A 26,068-nucleotide genomic window follows, 5' to 3' on the forward strand; every position below is an offset into this window, starting at 1 on the left:
AAATTATCTCACCCATCGCTGCGTTGATTGTTTTACCTTTACATTTGGTAAAGTATCAACAATAGTTGTTAACAATTGGCTAGCCTCTTCATCAAAAATCGGACTTGTTAGAATTTCTAATTCACTTAAGCACTCTTTCCTGAAGGGAATATCAAAGTAATCGTAAGGAATAGGAACCGTCCTTATAATTTTTAAGATTTGTTGTGGATCAGCCATCAATTGAGGATTAGCAGCTATAGTGAATAATCCAAGCGGAAAAGCAAATAATTTATATCGCCATTCAGATTGATAATTCCAATCAATATTTTTAAATTTCCCAATTAGTTTTGTTTCGAGTCTGGAACTATTTTCATCCTCGTTATAAACACTATATCTAAGTAATTTAGAATCTTTTGTATATGTTACGGGAAATAATTCTACAATCTGCGGCATAAACTTAACTAAATTTTCTCTTTCATAGCTAGCTAATCCCTTTGTGTAAGGAAAACCAGCAAAAGCTTGAATTTCTTTCTTTTTAGCACCCAATTGTATTAATTGTTCTCTAGTAAACCCTATATCTTGTACTTCTTCAAAAATACTTATTGGCAACCGTATTCTTAATCCTTTTTTAGGAGAAGTATATTCCTTCCACATAGGTATTGATTCCTTCATTTCATCAGTCCAGCAACTAACATAGCAGAATCTCCCTAAATTTCCAAAATCTTCAGTCTCCATTTCTTCCAAATCATCTACATTTTGTAAAGAATTAAATCGAAATGTTCCATTCTTTATAATAAGGTTTAACGTATCCACATTAGTATAATGATATAAGTATTCCATAACCCACCATTCCTCTACATTAACCATTCAGCAACAATTACTAGTAGTACCCATTTTTGTTACCAACATTTTAAAATTTTCAATAAAATAAATCTTATTTTTATGATTTCATGGAGTGGAAATAAAATAATTCCTTACTAAGAAATTTCTAATAAGATTTAATTGTTTAATAAACCTCTATACAGAGTATATTAAAAATTTCGAACAAAATTCCATATTTGATAATTAGCTCCCGAACAAATGAAAGCGTTGCTGTATTTCACGCTCTAATAGATATGCTTCTTGCTTATCCTGACATCCGAACAAATAAATTGCATGTTTATCATAATCAAAACCCTTATCATTTAAAAAGGCTCTCCCTGTAATTGAATAATTTTGTGTATCTTTGTTGGCATTTTTATTAAAATCAAAATCTACTGTACCATATTTTCCAGTTTTAGTAACTCCACAAATAAGTGGCTTACTTCCATAATTCTTGATCTCATAACAGTTAATATATACAATATTTTTTTTGTCTTTTATTTCTTTTTCTAGTTTAGTTTTCCAATGTGTGCGAGGCTGAACATTTATTTCATATTTTTCTAATTTGATGTTATATATATTTTTTAAAAAATTTGTAATATCAGTAATGGTTACATCATTGCTAAGAAAATTATCTATATACGTTTCCCATATACTCTTACTCTTTATCATTAGTATTCACCTCCGTACTATAAAGTAACTCAAAGATTACTTTACATATTTTTTATTTCTCATTGCTATTTATAAATTTGATTGAATGAACTTGTAAGATCTTCAATTGAACTTACTACTTTTCAAGTTCCAAATATCCAATAAAGGTGTATTTTCGCTATTTGGAGCTTCTTCCTTTTTCAATTGATCAACCTGTACAATTATTGGAAGATCAAATAGCACACCTGTTAATATCACTTGTCCTGGGGCTAAATTGGGAATACTTTCTTTTGAGACACTATCTAGCGAGGACATTGTTCTATCTAGAAGTCGTAGATCATTATCGTTAACTAACCGATGAATAAAATAATTATGAACTTGAGAGACAATCGTTGCAGAAATATCAGCCGGTCGCTGACTAGAAACAGTTAAGTAATATCCAAATTTTCTTCCTTCTTTGATTATTTCTTCAAATACTTCTAACCTATAATCTTTCCACTTCTCCGACTCTCTGCTAGATGTTTCTGAAAGGATGTTATGAGCTTCATCAATAATCAAGTTAAAAATTCTATCTCGATCGCTATTTTGTTCACGATTCATTTCATAAGTCATTTTTGCTATAACCATGGGTATTAACATCTTCATGTCTTGGTTAACGTTTTTGAATGATACCACGTTGATGGTATCATTAAATATTTCTTTGTCACCACCTACTATTTTAAATACCTTGGAAAAATCATTTACACGGGATTCAATTCTATGAAGTAAAGGTGCTATATGATCGTACTGAACTGTATGCTGTCTTAATTCAAATATCATTTTTAAATATGAAGCAATTTGTAAATTTTTCATTGGATTATCTACATTAAAAGTTCGTCCATTTAGCTTTGATAAAACTTTTTGCTTTTCTTCACGTAATAAATCTTCATCTGGGTTCCAGTAAGAATATTTTCCCTGGCAGTTCCAGCCATCTAAAGGTTGTTTTGAATAAAAATTTTCATTAGTATTATTATATAATGTATTGTCAATCCAGTCCGAAACATCTTCATTTTTCAACTCTAGTAATTTTATAACTTGCTTAAAGAGATCCAAACTATTATTATTCGAGACAATATAAACATTAGAGAAAGCTTCAGCAATATATCGAGGTAAGCTATCTTGAAAGCTTCCTTCTTCTTCAAAATAATAGTTTTAAACCCTACTCAAAAAAGGCTGTTGAGTTTGTTCAGTTGCTCCAAAAAGAACAGATAACATATCCTTATCCCAAAATCTTTCTTCGGGAATATTTAAATAGTCAATTTCTTTATCTCCACTATCTTTAATTCTATTAGTAGTCAAATTATATACTTTTTTACTATCAGTTATTGTTTTCTCACCTGTATATTCACCATTAAAATCCAACAGTACGAATTTTGATTTTCCAAAATCCAACAATTGATTTTCAAAATCCAGTTTAAATAATTCGTGATATAGTTTGGCTAAAGTGTTCGATTTCCCGCTTCCTGTATTCCCAAAAATAGCTAGATGATTATTAAAAAGTCGATACCATTTCAAATTAAATCTAATTCCATCAGGCCATACTTTTCCTATACTTATTCGCGGAATCATCAAGTCCTTCGAATCAGTGCAGCTTTCATATCCGCCAATAATTTTTCCTTTTTGACTATCTGACAATAAAATGACGTCATTAAATATCTGTGGAAAAGCAACCATACCTGATTTATATTCATTTCTCTTGAAACTACCAATTATTTTCACTTCAATTTCTCTAACAAACCGGTCTTTTCGAAACTCTTGTACAGTAGAATCTTTCATTTGATCATAAGCGTATTCCTTTTCCACTTTACCAACAATTGTGTATTGCCCACGAATAATTCCCAGATATGATCCTATGATTATGCCTGAATATTTTTCTCCATGAAAGAAATGCACTAATTGACTTGTATTTTCGAAGAGTCTTATCAGTACGGAAGTACCTCTAATCTCACGAACTGCACCAACCACAAAGTTTAGGGAAGAATTATCGTTTGACTCATTCATCCATTTCTACCACCTAACAAATTATTTAAAAAACTAAAGTCCCCATTTACACAACCACCATCTGCTTCCTCATTAAACTTTGGTATAAATTCAACTTGGGTTCCCTTTCCCAAAGCTTCTTCTATCAATTTTTTTGATTGTTCATTGTATGCAATAACATATATTTTTAAAAAAGGATTTACCATAGATCTTCTAACTATTTCCAATATATGTTCATCTGCAAAAGAAAAACCAAAGACAATTAAAATACTATCTTTTTTTTCCAACTCAAAGCTTAACATCCTCAACATCTGATAGTAATGTTGTTCAAATACAGTTTCGGAAAATTTCTTCTTCGTTGGGCTTACTATGGGTAACGAGTCATAACACTTCTTAAAGTCATTTAGCTCTTCTTCAACAATAGAGTAAATTTGATTAATATAATTTCTTAATGTCTCTTCTGTAAGATTAATATCAAAAATGGATTGTTCGATATTTTTATTATCAAAAAAATCAATGGCTTCATTTAAAACAGAAGATTCCCAAATTGGATAATCCTCTTCCTTCTTTCCCAAAATCAATTCATTGATTGTTTCAGTCCGTTCAACAAGCTCTTCAAAAATTTTATTTTCCAAGCTCATTTCAATCTTTTCATTATTTTTTTTCCAGGTTACCGATCCATGTAATTTGATTAAGTTAATAGTTGGAATACTCCTTTGGAAGCCATCACTAATACCTGAGTGTGAAGCAGTGATATAAAAATTTTCTGAAGAGACATATTTTTTTATAAATCCTCTACTACCATCGTTGAAAAATGTAAGTCTATTTTTTGAAGCCAACTTATCAAATGAAACCTCAAATAAAGAATCATAATTCGTAGTAAAAATATTTATTCTTTTTGGTTTGTCAAACCCTTCATGATTAGATATAGTAATTAAATTAGAAATAAAATTTTCATAATTTTCAAAAACTTCTTTAGGTTCGCTTTTTATTTCCAATATTTGCGTTTTTTTAATCCAAAGATTGAACCATATATAATAAAGCACTATTTTTTGATTATCATCATATTCTGTTGAAGTCAACAATTCTTCGAAAGACTTTGAGAATGAGTCAATCCACAACGTTGGGACTATCCCAGCCGATGCACCAGATCCAATCAAAAAGCTAATATTTTTTCCATTAATCTCATCTAAAAAATTACTATATCTATCCTCCACGTTTTTCCCCCATTTTTGATTTATTTCTTAAACAATCATAAACCCATAAAAATTTTCTTAGACTTTTTTGAATGAAGCCTTAGCAAAGTAAACATCTCTCTCGAAAAGTCTCAATCCAATCTTTTTTAGCGATTATCGAAAAAAACTTTTTTTTATATTAAAAATAAGGCTGAAATGGACTCTCACTCAGTATACTGTTTATGCATATTTCAGGTTTACTTCCATTGTCGTATTTTTTTAAATATAGTTCTTTTTATTAGAAAAGTCATCTATATGTTAACGAATATCCTCTCTAAACCAATCCTCCATTTCATCCGTAGTAACTTTACTATAAATTCTGATTAGTGCCGGACGTAACGTTTCAAATGCTTCTATCAATTCTTCCCCACCAAATCTTCCGGAAAAAGATTTCTTCGTCAGTTCTTCGGACAATCGATTGATAAGTTCGACAGTTTTTTGTTGATCTGCTAAGATATTTATTAGTTTTCCTACTAAATACCGATCTTCAAAATTACTGTCTGCAAAAAAATCGTACTTATCGACTTCCTGCTTAACCAGATTAATCATATCATCTTTTTTTTCATAATTAAATTCACCGGCTACATCCATGTATTCGATGATATCACTCATAATAATGATGATTGCTTCATCTTTTTTCGCATCAGATAATTCACTGGAAAATGGTAAACGATCAATCTCATTGGCTGTCAATTTTTGAATTTCTTCTTTGATTACGTCTTGCTGCAACTCATAGAAATAATCATCCATAAACTCCTCACATGGATAACCAATTTCATTTTCCCATGCCGGATTCTTAAACTCCCCAGTGTAAAACTCTTCTTTGATCGCTTTCACAACTTCTGGATGTTCTAGCACAATCCTGTTCTGCCCTTTTAACTGCAAGTAGTCCGCAATATACTCTTCAATGTCACCAAAGTAAAACCAGCCTACCGGTTTCCCACTAATACTAGATAATTGGTTAATGACACTTTCAGGGGCTAACGCATAGCCTTGAACATACGAGCTGATTGTTGGTTTCTTTATCCCCAAGCGATTGCCCAACTCTGTAAAAGACAAATTCATACTCTCTTTGATTTCTTTGATTCGTTGTCCTACCTTCACTTTATCGGGTTGTAATAAGCCAAACATAGATTACTTCCTCCTTGTCATTTTTCCCTATTATATCACTCGTATAAAATTTCGTATATATTTTTTGCTAAATCTCTTGACTTCGTATAAACAAACGTATAAAATACAAATCATAGACGGCCGTCTATATTTTTTTAAACCAACCGTATAAATTATCGTATATCAAAAAAAGGAGGGCTATTATGCCAATTAAAATCAATGATCTCACCTTACCAAAAGAAAAACTCGAAAAAGAATACCAAGTCGTCAACGTCACTCGCTGGCAAAAAGACGGAGAAATTTTAGGTTGGAGTTATGAATGTATCCTACCAAAACTCCGCTACGAAAAAATCAGTGTCAAAGTCAAATCTGAAAAGCCTATAATCACTCCGGAAGAGCTTACCCAACAAGGTTTAGCCATGGTTACATTTACCAATTTAGTAATTACACCTTGGGGGCGCTCCAACGGTCAATTCGCCAGTTATGGCTTATCGGCCACGGCAGATGCGGCAACTTTGATTCCGAAAAAACAAGGCCCCACTGCGCAAAACTAATTTTCCTATGGGTTTGTTGGGTGGTTAGGACGAAACGGCGAGGCAGCGCCATAGAGCCGCTTCTGTCCGTTAAAACCGCCCAATGAACACATAGGCTGGAAGGACTGCTTTGCAGGACTTCCCCTTAACTTGATTTATAGAACAACATCAGGCGAAAAATGATGGTTCTTTGACAACTGAATACACATCAAGGAGTGATGATTTTTGAAAGCTTATAATCAGAAAATCATTGAAACTCCCACGTACCTTGAAATTTATGATTATGAAGCGATAATTACTCCTAAACAAAAAGCAGACAAAAATGAAACCAATCCAAAACGAAAAAAGGAATTAGCCTGGCTTTATGAAGAAGAAAATACGACTACTGATAAAAGAAAAAACTATGATGACCTATCTGCTCAAGGGCAATACGACAGCTTAAAACGAAAACAAAAATACTATCAAAATATGCGTTTTGAAATTGCCCGACTCGTAGATACAAACTTTGACAATCAGACAAAATTTTTAACCCTCACTTTCAAAGAAAATATTCAAGACATTGCCTATGCGAATAATGAATTCAAAAAATTTATCAAACGACTAAACTACGAACTCTATCACACAAAAAAAGCACATCTAAAATACCTAGCCACGTGGGAAAAACAAGAACGAGGCGCGATCCATTACCACATTATCTTATTCGGCTTCCCTTTTATCTCCGTGAATCGCCTTACCACCATCTGGGGACATGGATTTGTCAAAATCAACAAGATTGATGTGGATAGTATCGAAAATCGTGGGCGCTACATCAGCAAATACTTCGATAAGAATTTGGATATGAAAGATCACAAGAAAAAAGCGTTCTTCAAATCCCGTAACCTCAAAGTGCCCAGTGTCACAAAACAACTGGTGGAGCAACCTTTTGATACCACCAACCAAGACGTGCTATATACCAATGAGTATCTCGTAAGGCGTCCGATTTTTTACAGTGCTGTTAATGAAGATGGGAATCCAGAACAAGTGATGGATTTTCAAGAAAGCATTGTTCGTTATACCAAGATAAAAAAATAATTCATTATTCCCTACGCAAAATTCAAAGGAAGTGAGAATATGACCGAAATGAAAATTTTACTCAGTGATGACCAGATGGGCATCATTTCTACTCAACTATCTGATTTAATCACAACTGAAATCGAAAAAATTAAGACACAGGAAAACCTGCAACACCGCTATATGAATAAAAAGCAAACTTGTAACTATCTACAAGTTTCCAATAATACGTTAGATGGCTGGATTAAAGATGGCTTGCCCTTCATTCAAATCCACAGATCAAATAGATTTGACCGTATTGCCATTGATCAATGGCTAGCAAGCCTAGCAAAATAATTCCGACATCGTTATACTCCATATATAGTATTTGATTTCGGCTCGCAAACTCGGAGGGAAATACTATGGCAATTAGCAAAACAGAAAATGAAACTTACCGTTTACGGCTTTACTATCCACAAGATATCCAAGAGATGATAGGTGTAAACAAACTTTATTCCAAAACTTTTAAAACTAGAAAGGAGGCAAAAGCAGCAGAAATTGATTTTTATGCCAAGATTAAAGAGCTACGGGAAAACAAAGAAAAGAACGCTTTTGAACTAGGTGGCGAAGCACTGTTCAAAGATTTCTATGAAGATATCTGGATTGATGCTTATACAGCTGGCTTAACTTCTCGAAACACAAAGTCTCCTACTCCCGTCACAATCGCGAATACAAAAGATATTTTTCGACTTCACATCTTACCAATGTTTGGGAAATACACATTGAACTATCTGAATCAAAACAAAGCCTTTGTTTTAAAAATCATGACTCAAAAGGCTGCCGAATACGCAAACTTCAAAATACTACGTAGCTACGTTAATTCTATTTTCGATTGGGCGGAAGAGCTTGAATACATTGAACGGAATAAACTAGAAAAATCTCTTAAACGGATTAATGCTACTAAGAAAAACCAATTGCAAGAAGCTAAAAAAGAAGAAGATTTATACCTCTCCTTTGAACAACTTCAAGAATGGCTAACTGCCGTCCAAAACGATTATGAAAGTGGGCGACTGACTTTACAGGACTATGTATTATTTCTAACTACCTTCTTTTTATCTGATCGTAAATCAGAAACTTACGCCATCAAATGGAAGAACGTGAATTTCACTACTTCCCAGATTACGATTGGCAAAGCCTTAGATAAATTCGGCAATGAAAAAAGCACCAAAGGGAATAAAACGACAATTTTCCATATTCCAAATGAACTAAAGCAATTACTTCAACAGTGGAAAGTCCAACAAAAAGAAGAACTATCTCAATTTGAAATCGAACAAACCGAAGAACAGCTACTCTTTACCTTCTTTGATGATAAAGGAAATATCAATCAAAGGCTTCATACAGATTATTTGAACTACCGTATGAAATCCATTGAGCGACGACATAAACACCTTACCCATGCGACTCCACACAAGTTACGGCATACTGGGGCAACTTTAGCCAAACAAGCTGGTATCGCTCTAGAACAGATTTCTGAAGCATTGACTCACAGCGATACCAACATCACAAGAACTTATGTAAATACACCAAATGTGATTCAAATGCCTATTGGTGAAATTGCCTATCGTAAATTGTCTCAAAAAGAGTCAGACCGGAATGGTGTCAACAATGGTGTCAACTCAAAAAAAGACGCTTCGCAAAATGAATTGCGAAACGCCTGAAAGTACTGATATGAAGCTGTTTTTAACGTTTTGAGAATTGTGAAGCTTTACGAGCTTTCTTAAGACCTGGTTTCTTACGTTCGACCATACGTGCGTCCCGAGTAAGTAAACCAGCGCGTTTAAGAGCTAGACGGAAATCAGGATCTACTTGTAGCAATGCACGTGCGATACCGTGACGGATTGCACCTGATTGTCCAGCATATCCACCACCATTTACGTTTACAAAAACATCATATGATCCTTTAGTTTCTGTAACGCCGAATGGTTGGTTGATTACTTCACGCAAGTCAGCGTGTGGAATGTATTCTTCAACATCTTTTTTGTTAACAGTAATTTTACCAGTACCTGGTACTAAACGTACGCGAGCTACTGCATTTTTACGACGGCCTGTGCCGATATATTGAGCTTGTGCCAATGAAATTCCCTCCTATTAGATTAAGTTTGTGATGTCCAATACTTCTGGTTGTTGTGCAGCATGTGGGTGTTCAGCGCCAGCATAAACATGAAGTTTCATTCCTTGTTTACGTCCTAAAGTGTTTTTAGGAAGCATGCCTTTAACAGAAGTTTCGATCAAACGACGAGAATTTTTAGCACGTAGTTCTCCCGCAGAGACTGATTTCAATCCGCCTGGGAAGTTTGAGTGACGGTAATAAATTTTATCGCTTGCTTTGTTACCTGTTAATTTGATTTTTTCTGCATTAATGACGATTACGAAATCACCTGTATCCACATGAGGTGTGAATGTTGGTTTATTTTTACCACGTAAGATAGATGCCACAACTGCTGAAAGACGTCCCATAGGAACATCCGTTGCATCTACTACGTACCATTTACGTTCTACTTCGCCTGGTTTGGCCATATATGTTGTACGCACGATTTTTTTCCTCCAATTCAATTTCACGAATGTTTGACATACACTTGAGTTTCCGGGGCTCTCGTGGGGCAAACAATACCATATAACATAATACCGTCTTAAGCGCCACATGTCAACGTGTTTCGCAGTTTTTTTGAAATTTCCCTTCAATTCTTTTCCGAAAACTTTCAGTTGTTATTCTGACCAAACAGCCTGCACTTTTATACACATTTTACGCATAATTTGTATACTTCCTGCAATAAGTATCTCTGGTTTTTATTATTATATCAATCTGTATCTATATCCTTGCTAAACACAAGAAGAATTCATTGTATAAATATTTACTTTTTCTCTTGATTTCTTATTTTTATTCTGTTACGATAGCTTCATCTTACTTGAACTTAAGGATGGGAGTTAATCATTATGAAAGAAAAAGTAATTTTAGCGTATTCTGGTGGACTTGATACGTCTGTTTCCATTAAATGGCTGACAGATCAAGGATATGATGTGGTGGCGTGCTGTCTGGATATTGGCGAAGGCCGTGATACACAATCAATCAAAGACAAAGCACTCGATGTGGGTGCCATCGAATCCTATGCGATTGATGCCCGAGAAGAGTTTGCCCAAGACTTTGCATTGATTGCCTTACAAGGGAATACCTTCTATGAGAACTCCTATCCGCTGGTCTCTGCCCTTTCTCGTCCATTGATTGCTAAGAAGTTGGTGGAATTAGCTATCGCTACAGGAGCGACTACCGTTGCTCACGGCTGTACCGGTAAAGGAAATGACCAAGTCCGGTTCGAGGTCGCGATTGCCGCATTAGCCCCTCACTTGAAAGTCATTGCTCCGGTTCGGGAATGGAAATGGTCCCGGGAAGAAGAGATTGCCTATGCCGCTGAAAAAGGGGTGCCGATTCCTGCCGATTTGGATAACCCTTATTCGATCGATCAAAATCTTTGGGGCCGGGCTTGCGAATGCGGGGTCTTAGAAGATCCATGGGCGACTCCCCCTAGAGGCGCTTATGCCATTACGCAAGAATTGGAAGATACTCCTGATGTACCGACGATCGTTGAGATTACTTTTGATCAAGGGATTCCTACCGCATTGGATGGCGAAACACTGAATCTGGCCGAATTGATTATGAAAATGAATCGTCTAGCCGGCGAACATGGTATTGGTCGGATCGACCACATCGAAAACCGTTTAGTGGGAATCAAATCTCGTGAAGTCTACGAATGTCCGGGAGCGATGGCTCTAATGACAGCTCATAAAGAATTAGAGGATTTGGTTTTTGTTCGCGAGCTGGCCCATTTCAAACCAATCATCGAGCAGCAACTGGCCCAAGTAATTTATGATGGCCTCTGGTTCAATCCCTTAACCGATGCCTTGATCGCTTTTCTAAAAAACACACAAGTCTATGTCAATGGGATCGTACGTTTGAAATTGTTCAAAGGCAATGTCATCTGTGAAGGACGTAAGTCAGAGAACAGTCTTTACGATGAAAACTTGGCGACTTATACGTCTGCCGATACCTTCGATCAACACGCGGCGATCGGATTCATCAAATTATGGGGACTGCCTAGCAAGGTCCACGCAGAGATTCAGGCACAACAGCAATTAACAGAAACACTGATTTAGTCAATAAGGTGACTTTTTCCTTTTGAGGGTGAAGTCAAGTTTCTTTCGAGGTGAGCAAAATGGCAAAATTATGGGGCGGTCGTTTCGACGGCAAAAATGAAGCATGGATCGATGCCTTTGGAGCGTCGATTCCTTTCGATCAATTATTGGCAAAACAGGACATCCAAGGCAGTTTGGCTCACGTCAAAATGCTGATCCACACGGGGATCATTGATGAAGCAGATGGCAACAAAATCATTCAAGGCTTGTTAGCGATCCAAGAAAAATTAGCGGATGGTGAACTGACCTTTTCGATTGAGAACGAAGATATTCATTTGAATATCGAGACCTTTTTACATGAAGAAATTGGACCCGTCGCTGGCAAATTGCATACGGCCCGGAGTCGGAATGATCAAGTTGCGACGGATATGCACTTGTACTTGAAGGATGTGGTAAAGGAAGTCATCGACTTGATTGCGGCGTTCCGTCACGTACTAGTGGAGCAAGCTGAAAGCAATATCTACACGATCATGCCCGGCTATACTCACCTGCAGCATGCACAGCCGATTTCTTTTGCCCATCACTTGTTAGCCTATTACAGCATGTTGACCCGCGATCAAGAACGGTTTACAGAAAGTCTCACTCGGATCGATATCATGCCTTTAGGCAGTGCTGCATTGGCTGGCACCACATTCCCTATCGACCGTGCCTATAGTGCGGAAGCATTAGGTTTTGGCTCGATTTACAGCAATAGTCTGGATGCCGTTAGTGACCGTGATTTTATTCTGGAATTTTTGAGTAATGCCGCGATTTTGATGATGCATCTTTCTCGTTTTTGTGAAGAGTTGATTCTTTGGTGCAGTCATGAGTTTCAATTCGTGGAATTGACGGATACTTTCTCTACAGGTAGTTCAATCATGCCGCAAAAAAAGAATCCTGACATGGCGGAATTGATCCGCGGCAAAACAGGACGTGTCTATGGCAACCTTTTTAGTTTATTGACGGTCATGAAAGGTCTGCCTTTGGCTTATAACAAAGATTTCCAAGAAGACAAAGAAGGCATGTTCGATACCACCGAAACCATTGTGAAAAGCTTGCAGATCATGACCGGAATGATCCAAACGATGCAAGTCAACCATGAGCGAATGAAACGTTCGACAGAAAAAGACTTTTCCAATGCCACTGAACTGGCGGATTATTTAGCAGGTAAAGGAATTCCTTTCCGACAAGCCCATGAAATCGTTGGTAAATTGGTGAGTGAGTGCCTCAGTAAAGGCATTTATCTACAGGATATCCCACTAGAAGAGTATCAAGCAGTCCAGCCAGTGATCGAAGCTGACATTTACGATAAACTGGACTCTTATACGGCAGTCAAGAACCGGCATTCTTACGGCGGTACCGGATTTGACCAAGTCAAACAACAGATCGAAGCCGCCAAGCAATCCTTGGCATTGGCATAAAAAAAAGGCTGCAGAAGAACTAGCTAACCAAAATAATCTCAACGATGATAAATGAATGGTGTGATCCATTACCTATTTGCGAATCGGTTCTGCTAACTGCAGAGACAATCTCATCGTTTGATTATTCTGTTTGCTGAAGGGCTTCTGTCAAAGCCTTTTTTATGTCTATCAGAAATACGAAAGCCTGTGCTTTATAAATTCTGATAGTGAAAAACTTGTTATCGTTTTCCTATACAAGTACCTGTTGGATTAAGAACAACTAACCTTTTGATTGTTACCTATCTTAATCAAAAATCATCTAATCAAAATTCGTATCCTTTAGCAATTTTCCTGCTGTATTAGCGACTCGCCAATCGCTCCCCCTGGATGCCATTGCACATACATTTCTGGGGTTAACTTTCGAGCTTCTTGCAAGAGTAGCGATAGCTTTTGTAAAACAATAATTTGTACCAAAACCGATAAGCGAGGCGGCTTGTTCAATAGATCCCCTTCTTTATGAACTGCCGCGCATAGGGAAACATCCGATAAATGACTGAGCGTAGAGTCACTTCTTTTGGAGACGCCGATAATTTTTGCACCATTATTCTTAAGTGTCTCAACTGTATAGAGTAGTTCTTTGGTTTCCCCACTGTTAGAAATAGCGATCACTACATCACCAGCTTTTACTTGACCACTTGATCCATGGACCGCTTCCGTTCCATCTAAAAAATAGCTTGGCGTACCGGTGGATGAAAGCAATGAAGCAATATATCCCGCAACATAAGAGGGTTTTCCGATCCCCGTTACATGGACGCGCCCTCCGTCAGCTTCTGTTTGGAGAATCGTCTCTTTCGCAGCTTCTAAAGATCCTTCATCGATTTTGTCCATCGCTAAAGCCAATTCATCTAGTACACACTGATCATAACTCAATCCCATTCTTTCACCTGATTTCTATTTATTGAAAACCGAATAATCTTTTGTATCCATAGGTGTCGTTTGGAAGAAAAACTTGACGCCTTTTTCTTGGATTTCTCGTATAGCTGTCATTTCTTCCTGAGTGAAATATTCATCGATTTTCTTCAAGAGAATTCGACTTGCTGGATAAGGAAGTTGCACTTCTTTTGAAGAAAACCCCTTATTCACAGCCTCTCTTAGCGCACAAATATTTTTGAAAATAATCATTACATTGCATTTTTCTTCCGTGTCCTGTGCTAAAAATTCCAATAATTGATCGACTGAGAAGATACTAACTTTACTTTTATTAGAAAAGCTAAGCTGCAAAACTTTCTCCAGGAAAGGATCATCTTTATGAGTAGGATCTACAATCGCGATATAACTAGCATTAATGAAGTTGTTCCAATTCAATGCCACTGTTGCATGCAACAACCGTTTGTCCACTCTGACTAATTTCACTTTCTTACTCATAGATCTCACCTGCCTGCTCACGCTTGTCATTATCACTTAAATAGTTAGCTAGTAAATAAAACTGGATCTTACCTTGAAAACTCCCACGAATATCGATATGAAATAGTTCCTCAAATCGTTTGATTTTATACACTAGAGTATTTTTGTGTAAAAACAAACTTTCTGCTGTCTGTGTCAGATTATAATCATTAGTGTATAAATGTCTTGCAATACTGATCAGTTCAGCAGTATCAATTTTGTTGATTCCTCCATTAAAATAATCAAACAGATTCGTTACTTCTTGGTGAGGAACTCGATTTGCTAGGTAATTAAGGACGTAGTCCCAAAAATGGTAAATCTTTTGTCCTTCCATTGCAAAATTTCTCTTCAGCCAATATGTATGTTGATAGCTTGACTGGAATAGCCGCAACTTATTTTGCACACTGCCTACATAAAAATAGCAGTCACTTAATCCCCATTCTTGCAGATCGCGAATAAAACTGTTGAGATAGTCTTTGACCGTCAGCTCCATCAAATTTTTTGGAATGACTTTAAACATAATTATCTCATTATCTGCCATCAATGAGTAAATAGTCTCATCTTCATTGATTTTGTACTTTAAGTTTGTCACTTCTTGCACATCAAAAGCTGTTCCTTTGACTATACGGATTGCTACTCTTGGCTTTGTTCCATCAATGTGCAGTTCTTGAACAAGACGCAGAACTTCGTCAATGCTAAAATTCCTCTTGGCAATCAGTGCTTTGATCAATTGTTCTTCCAAACTTAAACTTTGTCTAGCAGCTTCTTGATTCATTTCATAAATAATTCTTGTTTTAAGCGACTCTGACAGCAAATTTGCCACAATACTTAAACTATCATCCTGTCCATTTACCCATAAATAACCATAGTCTTTCTCTTCAACAGCAATTTTATAGAAGTGGTCGTCTTTACCTTGTTGACTTAGGTCGATCAAAGTACCATTTTTTCTTTTATCGCTACTGGAAATAACTTTTCCATAATTATCTATAAGGCCAATCGTATATTTGGGGTTTTCTTGTACAACAAAAATAAATTCTTTAAAAATTTGCTCCAAATTCATTATATTCACCTCAAGCTAAAAAATACGGATCCAGCATAAACATAACATTTCTTATCAACAAATTTTTAAAGAATCCTCACACTTAATCAATTAAATTGTAATACTTTAGCATAGACAAAATTTTCCTGTCATCGGATGCTGTTGTTTCTTTCACTGGTCGTCGAGCGGGACCTACTTCGGCAATCGCAGCCAATTCAATTGCTCTTTTTAATATTGAAGGTACTGTTCCTAATTTTAGTGCACCACGTAATTCTTCAATGTCATTTTGTAATTTCTCCGCTGATTCCCAGTTATTCCCTCTGATTGCCTGATCCAAGCTCACGATCGTTTCCGTGATTAAATTGCTTGTACCAGCAATTGCCCCAGATGCGCCTAGTTTATAGCCGGCTAAAATTTTCGAGTCAGATCCAACCAACACGTTAACCTTTGTGCCCTCAGTTACTTCTAGGTAGTCCTTTAAGTTGTTCAAGTCTCCGCTGCTATCCTTGATTCCTAAAACATTGGGTAATTTTGTCAACTCTCTCAAAACTTCTTTCGAAATATTACATCCAGTATTTTTAGGAATATTGTATAGAATGATTGGGATCTGTACACTGTTCGCTACCTTTTGATAATGCTGCAAAATTTCTTCATCAGATGGGGTTATAAAATAAGGCGTTATGACAGATAAAGCATCGGCTCCCAGTGACTCCGCTTTTTGTGATAGTTCGATCGTTTCTTTTGTAGAACATGCGCCAGTTCCAATATAAACAGGTACTCGTTTTGCCACATGATCAATGACCGCTTTTGAAAAAGCCATTTTTTCTTCTGAATTTAACACATGAAACTCCCCGTTACTTCCTAAGGGGAATATTCCAGACACACCTTTTTCAATCAGATGATCCACCAAGTTTTCCATTGCCTCATAATTGATGGTTTCAGCTGTATCTCTATGAAAAGGGGTGACAATTGGGGTAATTATTCCTTCAAACATCTTTTAGTCTCCTTCACTCAACAACTGTTCATTTGTTAAAACAACACTTTCTTTTGCAACCGTAAAACAACTCTCAACAAACGCATCCAGATCAATCGTCTCGGCAGTTGTGCCTTTCATATATAAATCAATAAACATTGGCAAGTTTACACCAGTCACCACTTTATGCTGGTATTTTTTGGTCAACGCCGTCAGTACATTGGAGGGTGTTCCTCCAAATAGATCAACTAAAGCAATCGTTGGCCCACTAATGGTTTCAAATAATTCATTGGCTTCTGCCAAAAAGTTTTCAAAAGATTTATCGGGAAGCAGTGATAGGCTATAGACATTCACCGTCTTTCCTACGATCATTTCAGCCGAACGAATCAATTCTGCGCCAAATGATCCGTGAGTTGCCACGACTAGATTCAATTTAGTCATTTTCTCTCTCCTTCATAGTTTAGCAATTTACTCAAAACAATATCCGTTGAAATTTCGCAAGTTCTGGCTTCGGATTCAATCGTTCTGGCACCTGTATGGGGTGTTAGATAGAAGTTTTCCCTCGCAAGCAATGGGTCCTCAGATTTCGGCGGCTCTGAACTAAATACATCGAAACAAGCACTGCGAATGACTTTCCCAGCTAAAGCTTTAGATAACGCCTCCTCGTCAACAATGCCTCCTCGTGCAGTATTGATTAAACAAGCATTATCTTTCATTCTCTTTAATTCAGCAGTTGAGATTAGATTTTTAGTTTTTTCCGTTAAAGGTAAATGTAGGGAGACGTAATCCGATTCCTGCAGCAATGTTTCCAATGCTAGTTGCTCTGCATCATACTGTTTCAGCTCTTCAACCGGCACATCATAAACGTCATAAATCCGAACATGCATCCCAACACCCTGTGCTTGTCGTGCTAACTGTTTCCCAATCGCACCAAATCCAATGATACCAATTGTTTTTCCATATAATTCTCTGCCGGTAGGTTTCTGCCATTCTCCTTCTTTGACTTCACGAACCGTTTCATAAATATTTTTTGATTCACTGTAAATTAACGCCATAACATGTTCTGCGACAGCGATAGAATTAGAGCCAATGGTTCGTCCAACATAAATTCCTTTCGATTCCGCGTAAGCAACATCGATGTTGTCGGTTCCGACACCGAATTTGCAAATCACTTTTAACTGTGGGCACTGATCGATAAATGCCTGATCAATAAGATCGACACCAACAATAATCCCATCCGCATCCTTTGATAATTCAAGAAATTTTTCAGGTGAATAAGCTTGACCAGTGTTGTTATAACTCACTTGAAATCCGTGAGAACGCAGTTTGTCCAATTCCTTTTCCCCATAATTTGCAAAACCGCGAGGTGTAATGACTATCTTCATTTGCGTTTTCTCCAATCTTCCTTACAAAATACCAAAAAAGGTTAGCGCGATTGCAAAGAGCATCGTCGCAATAATGATCTGCAGGTATTTGGGTCCTTTTTTCATGATATAAAAATACATTGCCATAACTAAACAGAAAGGCAGAAAGCTCGGTAGCATACCGTCAATAATTTCTTGAACCGAGGTTGTCCCTGTTTCATTGCTAAATTCAAGAATCGTCGAAAAATTGACATACGCCGCAGACAGACACCCAATCATAAAGAGACCAACAATACTCGCAATGTCGATGACTTTTTTGATTGATCCAGAATTCAAAATATTTAATACAGAACTCTTTCCTAGAGTGTATCCTTTATTAATCAAAAACCATGACCAGCCAAAACTCCATGCGATGTAGATAACTCCTGGGATAAATGCTGCTAGAATTGATCCGTTCAAAGCCATAGGTACAAAAATCGCGAGTGGTATTGTAGCTACGATACCTTGGTCGACGCTATCACCAATCCCTGCTAAAGGTCCCATTAAACCAATTTTTAACGACTCGATGACTTCAGGTGTAATCTCTTCATTTCCATTAGCCCGCTGTTCTTCTAAAGAAATGACGATTCCATGAATAATACTTCCCCAATCACAATTCGTATTAAACATTTGTACATGTCGTTTCATCGCTGCTTGTAATTCTTCTGGGTCATCTTTATAAATTTTTTGAAGTGTCTTATTTAATGAATAGCTGAAAGCTAAAGCCTGCATTCGGTCAAAGCTAACCGGAACCTCGACAGCTAATGTCCATTTCCACCATGCTTTTAACAAATCCAATTTCGTAACCTTTTTTTCAGTAGCAACTGTCATTTCTGCACTCATGCAAATTCCCCCTCATCAGAATTTTGTTTGAATAATGAACTAATCATTGCAATACATACAGCAAAGACTGCCCCTGTCAACATTGAGAATCCTAGAACTGCATACATAAAGAACCCTAAAACGAAAAATGGTAAATATTGTTTTTTACCCATCACGACCAGAGTCAATGCAAATCCTAATGCCGGCAACATTCCTCCTGCATTGGCTAATCCATTCATTAACCATTCCGGAATAACATTTAAGAATGCCTGAATGACATTTGTGCCAAATAAGGTTGCGATAAATACCGGTGTAAAGTATAGAACACCGTTCGTTAACCAAGGAATCACGAAAGAGAATAAAGACAATTGATCATATTTATTCGCTTCAACCAACGCATCAGCACGCGTATTATAAAATGAGTTGATCGTACGACGAACATTGTTGATCAATACACCAAGTACACCGAATGGTACTGCTAAAGCAACTGCTGCGCTAGCCTCTAGACCACTAGCTAAGGCTGCTGGAATAGCGATACATGCTGCTAAAGCTTGATCGCTTGGAATATTCCCACCAGCCTCGATCCCACCCATGTACATCAACTGAATCGTTGCTCCATATAATAGTCCAGCTTGAACATCCCCATATACGAGACCAATAAAAACACCTAAAACTACCGGTTTTCTAAAGGCAAAAGAAACGAAGTAACTCGCACGACCCATTGCTAACCAATAAATTAAACCGACTAAAGCTGATTGAATAACCATGTTTTCACTCCTTACTCTTTATGCTAATTTTTTTACTGCATTTTGAAGTGTTTCTGAAGGGTAATCTGGTGTCGTTTGAAAATAGACATTGATTCCTTTAGACTCAATCGCTAATAATTGATCGGCATCTTTGCGATCAAGCGTAATGGCATTGTTGACTGCCTTTCTACCAGGGCCCCCACCTAAGCCGCCAATTTGAATTTCGGGTAATGCCAAACCGGCGTTGATCGCATTGGTCAATTCTTGAACACTTTTTAGTAAAACCAAAATACGATTTCTCTCAAATTCGCCATTTTCTTGCGCTGCGACAGCTTCTTCGACAGAAAGAATCCGAATCCGAACCCCTTTAGGTGCAGCCATTTTAAAAACATCTTGCATAAACTCATCTTTGCTTAGTGCTGTATCTACTGTCACGATTTCGTTGATATCACATTGCTTTAGCCAGCGAGTGATCACCTGTCCATGAATTAGTCTAAAATCTACTCTTGTCAGTGCAATACTCATATATTTTCCCCTTTTCTTTCCTATTACTTAGTAAGCGGTTTCTAATTGTTGCTTGTTAAATTTCCTTTACCCACTCTTTTTTCCAAAACTACTTACGGTATTTTTGGACGACAGTATGAATCGCTTCCGCATTGGTCCTAATTTCTGCCACCGTTCCTTTTGTCAATAGGCTCCCGATACCACAGACATCAACGCCACGTTGTAGCCATGTTTCTATGTTCTCAAGATTGATCCCGCCACTAGCTAAAATTGGCATATCTGGAATCGGTGTTTTAAAGACAGTTACTAGTTTAGAACCATAAAAATCCGAGATTGGAAAGGCTTTGATGAAAGCAGCTCCCGCACTCAATGAATCGACAGCCTCTGTAAAGGAAGTACAGCCCGGTGCATAAGGTATTTGGTATCGGTTACATATCTTTGCAACCTCTTTTGAATAATTCGGTGCAATAATAAACTGTGCACCATGCAGTATTGCATGTCTGGCTGTTTCGCTATCAAAAACTGTCCCTGCACCCACACATAATTGATCCCCATATTTTTCTGTCAATTTTTTTATGATGTCGCCAGCACTATTCAATGTATAACTCATTTCCATCACTGGTACACCACCGGCGATACACCCATCAGCAATTTCACACGCTCGTTCAAAGGATTCCGTGCGGACAATTGCTAATGCACCGGTTTGATAGATTCTCTGTGTAACACTCATTTTTTTCATCATTTCTCCTCACCTCACCTATAATTTAAATCGAATGGGAAAATATTCATATGTTTGAACAAACGAAAAAAATCTCCTTTTTTGGATGACAGACACAATCCACTTGATACGAAAGCGTTTTCTATCGCTTTTAAAAAGGTATTTTTTAGCAAAACAACCCTGTAGTAGTGGACTTTGGAATAAAAAATTGGAAATCGAAAGAAGCCCTGATCATTAATAAAGGACAGATTTAGCGTAAAATCGTTCATTTAACCGAACTATCTGAAGGACAGGTTCTTTAGCAAAAGAAAAAAACCGGAACAGAAGTCACACTTCTGTTCCGGTTTCCACTCTATTTATACAGTTTGATCAGAAATCTTTTTTATGCTCACTGAATCAATGACGCACACGTGATTTTGCTGGATCGATTTGAGGCGCTTCACCTAGGTGCGCTTGGATCATCCAGATACGTTTTTCAGTATCTGTTTTGAAGCCGATAAAGATATCTTGTGTTGGATCATCGCCTTCTTCACCACTGACTTCAATCCCTTTTTGGTATAAGTCAGCTAGATAACGATAACCTTCAACAAGTGTAGCTAAACGTTCTGGGATCGTACGGTCCCAGTTGCCGATTTCATCAGGGATTTGTGTATTGTCTGCCATTTCCCGTAATGTTGAGTATGGTGAGCCATCTAATGTGATCAAGCGTTCAGAGATCACATCTAATTGATCATTCAAGTCATCCATAAAATCATCCATCATTGGATGTAAAGTTAAAAAGCCAGGTCCTCGCATGTACCAGTGTGTTTGGTGAACGACCATTGCCATTTGACTTAAGTCAGCAACGAGTTGATTCAACACTTCTTTTGTTTGTTCAAATTTCATTACGATTCCTCCTTTAAATTCTCTATTTCAAGCATAGTATGAATCTAAAAAAAAGTACACCAAAACCTACTACTTGAGAAAATTTCTCAGCTTTTCACGTATTTCTTTATGAGGCAAAGGAGGAGGAGACAGTGTATCTGATGTGGGGGTATATTTTAGGTGCAGCGGTATATGCGTTTATTCAAACCATTTACTGGCAGGATGATCCAAGCGAATATTTTGATGATTTTCATAGAAAACCTCCTATTTTCTATTCCGTGGCCCAGCAGCCATTTTTTCCTTTTATCAAGCATGCTCAAGTTTTATTGGATTGCACTGCTGCTAGTTTATTGGCAAAAAGCGTTTATGCTTGGCTGATCTGGCTTGCTTTCCTACAACCATCCGTAGGGGAGTGTTGGCTGGCGTTGGTCTGGTTGAACAGTGCTTACCTCCTCACTTTGACAGATCTCTACGATTATAGTGTCAAGGGAGAGATTCTCTATCCTTCTTTGTTTTTATTGGCTTTTACCAATCTCATGAACGCACAGCCTTTTCATTGGCAGAACTTCCTGCTGCTTCTGCCATTATTCTTTTTCGTTTGGCAAGAACAGCTGGGAGATGGTGACTTATTCTTGATTGGTGGTTGGGCGCCTTGGCTGTCTACTCACCAACTCCTGTGGCTGTTGATTATCGCTAGCTGCTGCGGGCTCTTGTTTTTTTCATTGCATAAGCTGTTTGTCAGAAACCAATTACGAATGCTGCCCTTTGTTCCTTGTTTGAGTTTAGCATTAGTCATCGTGCGTTTCCTTTAACAAAAAAGCCCGCTGTTTCATTAGCGAAACAGCGGGCTTTTGTTTAGTTTTGGTTGTTCAATGCATCTTCTGCAGCCATTTGCGCTTCAATGTCGGAAATACTATAGACATTTTCACTCGCAACAGTGACTTCTTTTGGTTCCATTTCACGGTAGCGAGCCATACCAGTACCTGCAGGAATAATCTTACCGATGATAACATTTTCCTTCAATCCTAGTAATGGATCTTTCTTCCCGCGGATCGCAGCATCTGTCAACACGCGCGTTGTTTCTTGGAAGGATGCAGCAGATAAGAAGCTGTTTGTTTCCAAGGATGCTTTTGTGATACCAAGTAAGACTGGGCGGCTGGTAGCAGGAACCCCGCCGGCAACTAATGTGTTGTAGTTGCGGTCTTTAAAGTCAGCGATATCCATCAATGTTCCTGGCAAGATGTCTGAATCACCTGGATCCATGACACGAACTTTACGCAACATTTGACGAACCATTACTTCGATATGTTTGTCGCCGATTTCTACCCCTTGCATACGGTAAACGCGTTGTACTTCACGCAATAGATAGTTTTCAACAGACAAGACGTCACGTACTTGCAGCAATTGTTTTGGATCGATTGATCCTTCTGTCAATGGTGCACCACGATGGATAAAGTCTCCTTCGACCACTTTCATACGTGCGGTAAATGGTACAGTATAGGTCCGAGTATCAGTTTCCCCTTTGATCGTCACTTCTTTCGTACGAGTAGACGCATCTTCAGAGATATCGATTACTTCACCGGTAACTTCAGTGATGACCGCTTGACCTTTCGGATTACGGGCTTCAAAGATTTCTTGGACACGAGGCAGACCTTGAGTGATATCATCACCGGCTACCCCACCGGTATGGAATGTACGCATGGTCAACTGAGTACCTGGTTCACCGATTGATTGGGCAGCGATCGTACCAACTGCTTCACCAACTTCAACTTCTGAACCAGTTGCCAAGTTACGACCATAACAATGTTTACATACACCATGTTTTGTATTACATGTAAAGACGGAACGGATCGAAACAGTTTCGATTCCTGCGTCAACGATTTCTTTGGCAAGGTCTTCAGTGATCAATTGATCTGGTCCGACAATGACTGCACCAGTCTCTGGATGGATCGCTGATTTACGTGTGTAACGTCCAATCAAGCGTTCTTCCAATGATTCGATGATTTCGTTACCTTCACGAATAGCTTGAATATCTAAGCCACGGTCGGTTCCGCAATCTTCTTCACGAATGATGACATCTTGCGCCACGTCAACCAAACGACGAGTCAAGTAACCAGAATCGGCTGTCTTCAAGGCGGTATCGGTCATTCCTTTACGAGCCCCGTGAGTAGAGATAAACATTTCTAAGACAGAAAGTCCTTCACGGAAGTTTGAAATGATCGGTAATTCCATGATTTGTCCATTCGGCGCAGCCATCAATCCACGCATCCCAGCAAGCTGAGTAAAGTTGGAGATGTTACCACGGGCTCCAGAATCAGACATCATGAAGATTGGGTTTTTCGCTTCCAATGATTCCATCAGTTTCAATTGGATCTCATCTTTCGCGGCATTCCAGACACCGATTACGCGTTCATAACGTTCATCATCAGTGATCAAACCACGACGGAATTGTTTCGTGATCGTTTCAACTTGTTTGTGGGCATTTTCGATGATGTCATGTTTTTCATGCAAGTTCATGATATCTGCAATACCTACAGTGATACCGGCCATTGTAGAATGGCTATACCCTAAGTCTTTCATGCGGTCAAGCATCCGTGATGTTTCAGTGATGCGGAAACGTTTGAAGACTTCAGAAATAATATTTCCTAAGTTTTTCTTCTTGAATGGTCCGACTAGTTCTTGTTCTTTGATGAAAGCAGGAATATCTGTTCCAGCTTCGACAAAGTACTTATCTGGTGTTTGGACTGTCAAGTTGAAATCTGTTGGTTCATTCAAGTAAGGGAATTCTGTTGGCATGATCGAGTTGAAGATCACTTTCCCAACAGTCGTTACCATCAAGCGTTCTTTTTGTTCTGCAGTAAATGGTTTGTCCCCTAATGTGTTTGGATTGATCGCAATACGGGTGTGTAAATGCACGTAACCATTGCGCCAAGCTGTTACTGCTTCGTCCATGTCGCGGAAGATCATGCCTTCCCCTTCGCGGCCTTCTTCTTCCATCGTCAAGTAGTAGTTCCCTAGGACCATATCTTGAGATGGTGTTACAACTGGCTTACCGTCTTTCGGATTCAAGATGTTTTGTGCTGCTAACATCAACATCCGTGCTTCGGCTTGCGCTTCTTCATTCAATGGCACGTGGACAGCCATTTGGTCTCCATCGAAATCGGCGTTGTAGGCTTCACAGACTAGTGGGTGCAAACGAATCGCACGGCCTTCAACCAATACAGGTTCAAATGCTTGAATTCCAAGTCTGTGCAACGTAGGTGCCCGGTTCAAAAGAACAGGGTGTTCTTTGATGACGTCTTCTAGGACATCCCAAACTTCATCTTCTTGGCGTTCGATTTTACGTTTCGCATTTTTGATGTTTGACGCGATTTCACGAGAAACCAATTCACGCATCACAAATGGTTTGAACAATTCGATCGCCATTTCTTTTGGCAATCCACATTGATACATTTTTAGGAATGGACCAACGACGATAACGGAACGACCAGAATAGTCAACACGTTTACCTAGCAAGTTTTGACGGAAACGACCTTGTTTCCCTTTCAACATATGAGAAAGAGATTTCAATGGACGGTTACCTGGTCCTGCAACTGGACGACCGCGACGACCATTATCGATCAAGGCATCCACTGCTTCTTGGAGCATCCGTTTTTCATTTTGAACAATAATATTCGGTGCATTTAAGTCTAATAGACGTTTCAAGCGGTTGTTCCGGTTGATTACACGGCGATAAAGATCGTTCAAGTCACTTGTTGCGAAACGGCCACCTTCTAATTGGACCATTGGGCGCAAATCAGGCGGGATAACTGGAATAACATCCATGACCATCCAGCTTGGTTTGTTTCCTGAAGCACGGAAAGCTTCTAAGATATCCAAACGACGGATCGCACGTGTCCGTTTTTGTCCGGTCGCATTTTTCAATTCTTCTTTTAGTTCGGCCACTTCGCCGTCTAGATCCACACCATCCAACAATTGTTTGATGGCTTCAGCACCCATCGCTGCTGAAAATTCTTGACCGTATTGGTCACGTTTTTCACGGTATTCCCGTTCAGTCAATAATTGTTTCTTCTCAAGACTAGTGTTTCCTGGCTCGATCACGACATAAGAAGCAAAATAAATGATTTCTTCCAAGGCACGTGGGCTCATGTCTAACACTAGACCCATCCGTGAAGGAATGCCTTTGAAGTACCAAATATGTGATACAGGTGCCGCTAATTCAATGTGACCCATCCGTTCACGACGAACTTTTGAGCGAGTGACTTCAACACCGCAACGGTCACAAACGATTCCTTTATAACGAATTCGTTTGTATTTTCCGCAGGCACATTCCCAGTCTTTGGTTGGGCCGAAAATACGCTCGTCAAACAACCCTTCGCGTTCAGGTTTCAACGTACGATAGTTAATGGTTTCAGGTTTTTTTACTTCACCGTAAGACCAGCTTCTGATTTTTTCAGGAGAAGCCAAACCGATTTGCATACTTTCGAATTTATTTACATCGATCAAAAAAGG

Annotated in this window: 27 protein-coding genes; 7 read left to right on the forward strand and 20 right to left on the reverse strand. The window is 38.2% G+C overall.

The features are described from left to right. Window positions 1–3: 3 nt before the first annotated feature. From EGX73_RS05020 to EGX73_RS05040, 6 genes are all read right to left on the reverse strand, one after another. Window positions 4–819, reverse strand: coding sequence for a DUF2971 domain-containing protein (locus tag EGX73_RS05020; RefSeq protein WP_172956412.1), 816 nt, complete (start codon window positions 817–819; stop codon window positions 4–6). 225 nt (window positions 820–1,044) lie between these two features. Further along, window positions 1,045–1,512 (reverse strand): hypothetical protein, encoded by a 468-nt coding sequence (locus tag EGX73_RS05025; RefSeq protein ID WP_104674388.1) that lies wholly within the window; start codon window positions 1,510–1,512, stop codon window positions 1,045–1,047. Between the two features lie 102 nt (window positions 1,513–1,614). Continuing rightward, the gene (locus tag EGX73_RS16190) at window positions 1,615–2,547 is read right to left on the reverse strand and encodes an ATP-binding protein (RefSeq protein WP_253764199.1); all 933 of its coding nucleotides are present in this window, start codon (window positions 2,545–2,547) and stop codon (window positions 1,615–1,617) included. Between the two features lie 135 nt (window positions 2,548–2,682). After that, entirely contained in the window at window positions 2,683–3,531 is an 849-nt protein-coding gene (locus EGX73_RS16195; RefSeq protein WP_253764200.1) for a DUF87 domain-containing protein, read from the reverse strand. After that, a complete protein-coding gene (locus EGX73_RS05035; RefSeq protein ID WP_104674390.1) occupies window positions 3,528–4,727 on the reverse strand; it encodes an SIR2 family protein in 1,200 nt (399 codons plus the stop codon). Before EGX73_RS05035 ends, EGX73_RS16195 begins: the two co-directional genes overlap by 4 nt. Before the next feature lie 276 nt (window positions 4,728–5,003). After that, the gene (locus EGX73_RS05040) at window positions 5,004–5,876 is read right to left on the reverse strand and encodes a helix-turn-helix domain-containing protein (protein ID WP_021150765.1); all 873 of its coding nucleotides are present in this window, start codon (window positions 5,874–5,876) and stop codon (window positions 5,004–5,006) included. A 182-nt stretch (window positions 5,877–6,058) separates the two neighbouring features. On the opposite strand from EGX73_RS05040, the gene EGX73_RS05045 reads away from it, so the two are divergent. The 4 genes from EGX73_RS05045 to xerC all read left to right on the forward strand — a co-directional run bounded on the left by EGX73_RS05045 (window position 6,059) and on the right by xerC (window position 9,135). Next, the gene (locus EGX73_RS05045; RefSeq protein ID WP_021150766.1) at window positions 6,059–6,409 is read left to right on the forward strand and encodes a hypothetical protein; all 351 of its coding nucleotides are present in this window, start codon (window positions 6,059–6,061) and stop codon (window positions 6,407–6,409) included. Between the two features lie 204 nt (window positions 6,410–6,613). After that, window positions 6,614–7,459, forward strand: a complete 846-nt coding sequence (locus tag EGX73_RS05050; protein WP_104674391.1) for a Rep protein — start codon at window positions 6,614–6,616, stop codon at window positions 7,457–7,459. 39 nt (window positions 7,460–7,498) lie between these two features. After that, window positions 7,499–7,774, forward strand: coding sequence for an AlpA family transcriptional regulator (locus EGX73_RS05055; RefSeq protein ID WP_021150769.1), 276 nt, complete (start codon window positions 7,499–7,501; stop codon window positions 7,772–7,774). A gap of 65 nt (window positions 7,775–7,839) precedes the next feature. Continuing rightward, entirely contained in the window at window positions 7,840–9,135 is a 1,296-nt protein-coding gene (gene xerC / locus EGX73_RS05060) for a tyrosine recombinase XerC (protein ID WP_021150770.1), read from the forward strand. Between the two features lie 22 nt (window positions 9,136–9,157). On the opposite strand, the gene rpsI is transcribed toward xerC, so the two are convergent. Together rpsI and rplM are read right to left on the reverse strand one after the other, a co-directional pair. After that, window positions 9,158–9,550 carry a 30S ribosomal protein S9 gene (gene rpsI, locus EGX73_RS05065; RefSeq protein ID WP_003128901.1) on the reverse strand — a complete coding sequence of 131 codons (393 nt, stop codon included), beginning with the start codon at window positions 9,548–9,550 and terminating at the stop codon, window positions 9,158–9,160. Between the two features lie 15 nt (window positions 9,551–9,565). Beyond that, the gene (gene rplM, locus EGX73_RS05070; protein WP_301337271.1) at window positions 9,566–10,012 is read right to left on the reverse strand and encodes a 50S ribosomal protein L13; all 447 of its coding nucleotides are present in this window, start codon (window positions 10,010–10,012) and stop codon (window positions 9,566–9,568) included. A gap of 399 nt (window positions 10,013–10,411) precedes the next feature. Here rplM and EGX73_RS05075 point away from each other — a divergent pair, with 399 nt between their 5' ends. Then, on the forward strand, window positions 10,412–11,626 hold the full coding sequence (locus tag EGX73_RS05075; protein ID WP_003128896.1) for an argininosuccinate synthase: 1,215 nt from the start codon (window positions 10,412–10,414) through the stop codon (window positions 11,624–11,626). A 59-nt stretch (window positions 11,627–11,685) separates the two neighbouring features. Then, on the forward strand, window positions 11,686–13,065 hold the full coding sequence (gene argH, locus EGX73_RS05080; RefSeq protein ID WP_041120323.1) for an argininosuccinate lyase: 1,380 nt from the start codon (window positions 11,686–11,688) through the stop codon (window positions 13,063–13,065). 318 nt (window positions 13,066–13,383) lie between these two features. Here argH and EGX73_RS05085 read toward each other — a convergent pair whose 3' ends face one another. The 11 genes from EGX73_RS05085 to EGX73_RS05135 form a co-directional block, all read right to left on the reverse strand. Next, on the reverse strand, window positions 13,384–13,980 hold the full coding sequence (locus EGX73_RS05085) for an SIS domain-containing protein (protein ID WP_003128893.1): 597 nt from the start codon (window positions 13,978–13,980) through the stop codon (window positions 13,384–13,386). Between the two features lie 15 nt (window positions 13,981–13,995). Further along, the gene (locus tag EGX73_RS05090; RefSeq protein ID WP_005469787.1) at window positions 13,996–14,469 is read right to left on the reverse strand and encodes a PTS sugar transporter subunit IIB; all 474 of its coding nucleotides are present in this window, start codon (window positions 14,467–14,469) and stop codon (window positions 13,996–13,998) included. After that, window positions 14,462–15,547 carry a CdaR family transcriptional regulator gene (locus EGX73_RS05095; protein WP_003128888.1) on the reverse strand — a complete coding sequence of 362 codons (1,086 nt, stop codon included), beginning with the start codon at window positions 15,545–15,547 and terminating at the stop codon, window positions 14,462–14,464. The genes EGX73_RS05090 and EGX73_RS05095 overlap by 8 nt, the downstream gene beginning before the upstream one ends. Window positions 15,548–15,629: 82 nt before the next feature. Beyond that, window positions 15,630–16,520, reverse strand: coding sequence for a 4-hydroxy-tetrahydrodipicolinate synthase (dapA, locus tag EGX73_RS05100; protein ID WP_003128887.1), 891 nt, complete (start codon window positions 16,518–16,520; stop codon window positions 15,630–15,632). Window positions 16,521–16,523: 3 nt separating this feature from the next. Next, window positions 16,524–16,940, reverse strand: a complete 417-nt coding sequence (locus tag EGX73_RS05105; RefSeq protein ID WP_005469784.1) for a PTS sugar transporter subunit IIA — start codon at window positions 16,938–16,940, stop codon at window positions 16,524–16,526. Then, complete coding sequence (locus EGX73_RS05110) at window positions 16,937–17,884, reverse strand: phosphoglycerate dehydrogenase (RefSeq protein ID WP_123866789.1); 948 nt, start codon at window positions 17,882–17,884, stop codon at window positions 16,937–16,939. The genes EGX73_RS05105 and EGX73_RS05110 overlap by 4 nt, the downstream gene beginning before the upstream one ends. Window positions 17,885–17,905: 21 nt before the next feature. After that, window positions 17,906–18,745 (reverse strand): PTS system mannose/fructose/sorbose family transporter subunit IID, encoded by an 840-nt coding sequence (locus EGX73_RS05115; protein WP_003128884.1) that lies wholly within the window; start codon window positions 18,743–18,745, stop codon window positions 17,906–17,908. Next, on the reverse strand, window positions 18,742–19,491 hold the full coding sequence (locus EGX73_RS05120; RefSeq protein WP_005469783.1) for a PTS sugar transporter subunit IIC: 750 nt from the start codon (window positions 19,489–19,491) through the stop codon (window positions 18,742–18,744). Before EGX73_RS05120 ends, EGX73_RS05115 begins: the two co-directional genes overlap by 4 nt. A gap of 18 nt (window positions 19,492–19,509) precedes the next feature. Beyond that, a complete protein-coding gene (locus tag EGX73_RS05125; protein WP_003128882.1) occupies window positions 19,510–19,995 on the reverse strand; it encodes a PTS sugar transporter subunit IIB in 486 nt (161 codons plus the stop codon). A gap of 88 nt (window positions 19,996–20,083) precedes the next feature. Next, the gene (locus tag EGX73_RS05130) at window positions 20,084–20,713 is read right to left on the reverse strand and encodes a ketohydroxyglutarate aldolase (RefSeq protein WP_029487380.1); all 630 of its coding nucleotides are present in this window, start codon (window positions 20,711–20,713) and stop codon (window positions 20,084–20,086) included. Between the two features lie 375 nt (window positions 20,714–21,088). Next, window positions 21,089–21,577, reverse strand: coding sequence for a DNA starvation/stationary phase protection protein (locus EGX73_RS05135; RefSeq protein ID WP_003128880.1), 489 nt, complete (start codon window positions 21,575–21,577; stop codon window positions 21,089–21,091). A gap of 140 nt (window positions 21,578–21,717) precedes the next feature. Here EGX73_RS05135 and EGX73_RS05140 point away from each other — a divergent pair, with 140 nt between their 5' ends. Continuing rightward, a complete protein-coding gene (locus tag EGX73_RS05140) occupies window positions 21,718–22,368 on the forward strand; it encodes a hypothetical protein (RefSeq protein ID WP_029487379.1) in 651 nt (216 codons plus the stop codon). Window positions 22,369–22,411: 43 nt separating this feature from the next. On the opposite strand, the gene rpoC is transcribed toward EGX73_RS05140, so the two are convergent. Further along, window positions 22,412–26,062 (reverse strand): DNA-directed RNA polymerase subunit beta', encoded by a 3,651-nt coding sequence (gene rpoC, locus EGX73_RS05145; RefSeq protein WP_003128876.1) that lies wholly within the window; start codon window positions 26,060–26,062, stop codon window positions 22,412–22,414. Window positions 26,063–26,068: the final 6 nt, after the last annotated feature.

It is taken from the genome of Enterococcus sp. FDAARGOS_553 (genome assembly GCF_003812305.1).
GTDB classification, from domain to species: Bacteria; Bacillota; Bacilli; order Lactobacillales; family Enterococcaceae; genus Enterococcus_D; species Enterococcus_D gallinarum.

What these genes read in the sequence shown, in the direction of transcription:
- EGX73_RS05020 (WP_172956412.1), bottom strand. Translation starts at nt 819, where the DNA reads ATGGAATACTTATATCATTATACTAATGTGGATACGTTAAACCTTATT.
- EGX73_RS05025 (WP_104674388.1), bottom strand. Translation starts at nt 1,512, where the DNA reads ATGATAAAGAGTAAGAGTATATGGGAAACGTATATAGATAATTTTCTT.
- EGX73_RS16195 (WP_253764200.1), bottom strand. Translation starts at nt 3,531, where the DNA reads ATGAATGAGTCAAACGATAATTCTTCCCTAAACTTTGTGGTTGGTGCA.
- EGX73_RS05040 (WP_021150765.1), bottom strand. Translation starts at nt 5,876, where the DNA reads ATGTTTGGCTTATTACAACCCGATAAAGTGAAGGTAGGACAACGAATC.
- EGX73_RS05045 (WP_021150766.1), top strand. Translation starts at nt 6,059, where the DNA reads ATGCCAATTAAAATCAATGATCTCACCTTACCAAAAGAAAAACTCGAA.
- EGX73_RS05055 (WP_021150769.1), top strand. Translation starts at nt 7,499, where the DNA reads ATGACCGAAATGAAAATTTTACTCAGTGATGACCAGATGGGCATCATT.
- xerC (WP_021150770.1), top strand. Translation starts at nt 7,840, where the DNA reads ATGGCAATTAGCAAAACAGAAAATGAAACTTACCGTTTACGGCTTTAC.
- EGX73_RS05075 (WP_003128896.1), top strand. Translation starts at nt 10,412, where the DNA reads ATGAAAGAAAAAGTAATTTTAGCGTATTCTGGTGGACTTGATACGTCT.
- argH (WP_041120323.1), top strand. Translation starts at nt 11,686, where the DNA reads ATGGCAAAATTATGGGGCGGTCGTTTCGACGGCAAAAATGAAGCATGG.
- EGX73_RS05085 (WP_003128893.1), bottom strand. Translation starts at nt 13,980, where the DNA reads ATGGGATTGAGTTATGATCAGTGTGTACTAGATGAATTGGCTTTAGCG.
- EGX73_RS05090 (WP_005469787.1), bottom strand. Translation starts at nt 14,469, where the DNA reads ATGAGTAAGAAAGTGAAATTAGTCAGAGTGGACAAACGGTTGTTGCAT.
- EGX73_RS05095 (WP_003128888.1), bottom strand. Translation starts at nt 15,547, where the DNA reads ATGAATTTGGAGCAAATTTTTAAAGAATTTATTTTTGTTGTACAAGAA.
- dapA (WP_003128887.1), bottom strand. Translation starts at nt 16,520, where the DNA reads ATGTTTGAAGGAATAATTACCCCAATTGTCACCCCTTTTCATAGAGAT.
- EGX73_RS05105 (WP_005469784.1), bottom strand. Translation starts at nt 16,940, where the DNA reads ATGACTAAATTGAATCTAGTCGTGGCAACTCACGGATCATTTGGCGCA.
- EGX73_RS05110 (WP_123866789.1), bottom strand. Translation starts at nt 17,884, where the DNA reads ATGAAGATAGTCATTACACCTCGCGGTTTTGCAAATTATGGGGAAAAG.
- EGX73_RS05115 (WP_003128884.1), bottom strand. Translation starts at nt 18,745, where the DNA reads ATGAGTGCAGAAATGACAGTTGCTACTGAAAAAAAGGTTACGAAATTG.
- EGX73_RS05120 (WP_005469783.1), bottom strand. Translation starts at nt 19,491, where the DNA reads ATGGTTATTCAATCAGCTTTAGTCGGTTTAATTTATTGGTTAGCAATG.
- EGX73_RS05125 (WP_003128882.1), bottom strand. Translation starts at nt 19,995, where the DNA reads ATGAGTATTGCACTGACAAGAGTAGATTTTAGACTAATTCATGGACAG.
- EGX73_RS05130 (WP_029487380.1), bottom strand. Translation starts at nt 20,713, where the DNA reads ATGAAAAAAATGAGTGTTACACAGAGAATCTATCAAACCGGTGCATTA.
- EGX73_RS05135 (WP_003128880.1), bottom strand. Translation starts at nt 21,577, where the DNA reads ATGAAATTTGAACAAACAAAAGAAGTGTTGAATCAACTCGTTGCTGAC.
- EGX73_RS05140 (WP_029487379.1), top strand. Translation starts at nt 21,718, where the DNA reads ATGTGGGGGTATATTTTAGGTGCAGCGGTATATGCGTTTATTCAAACC.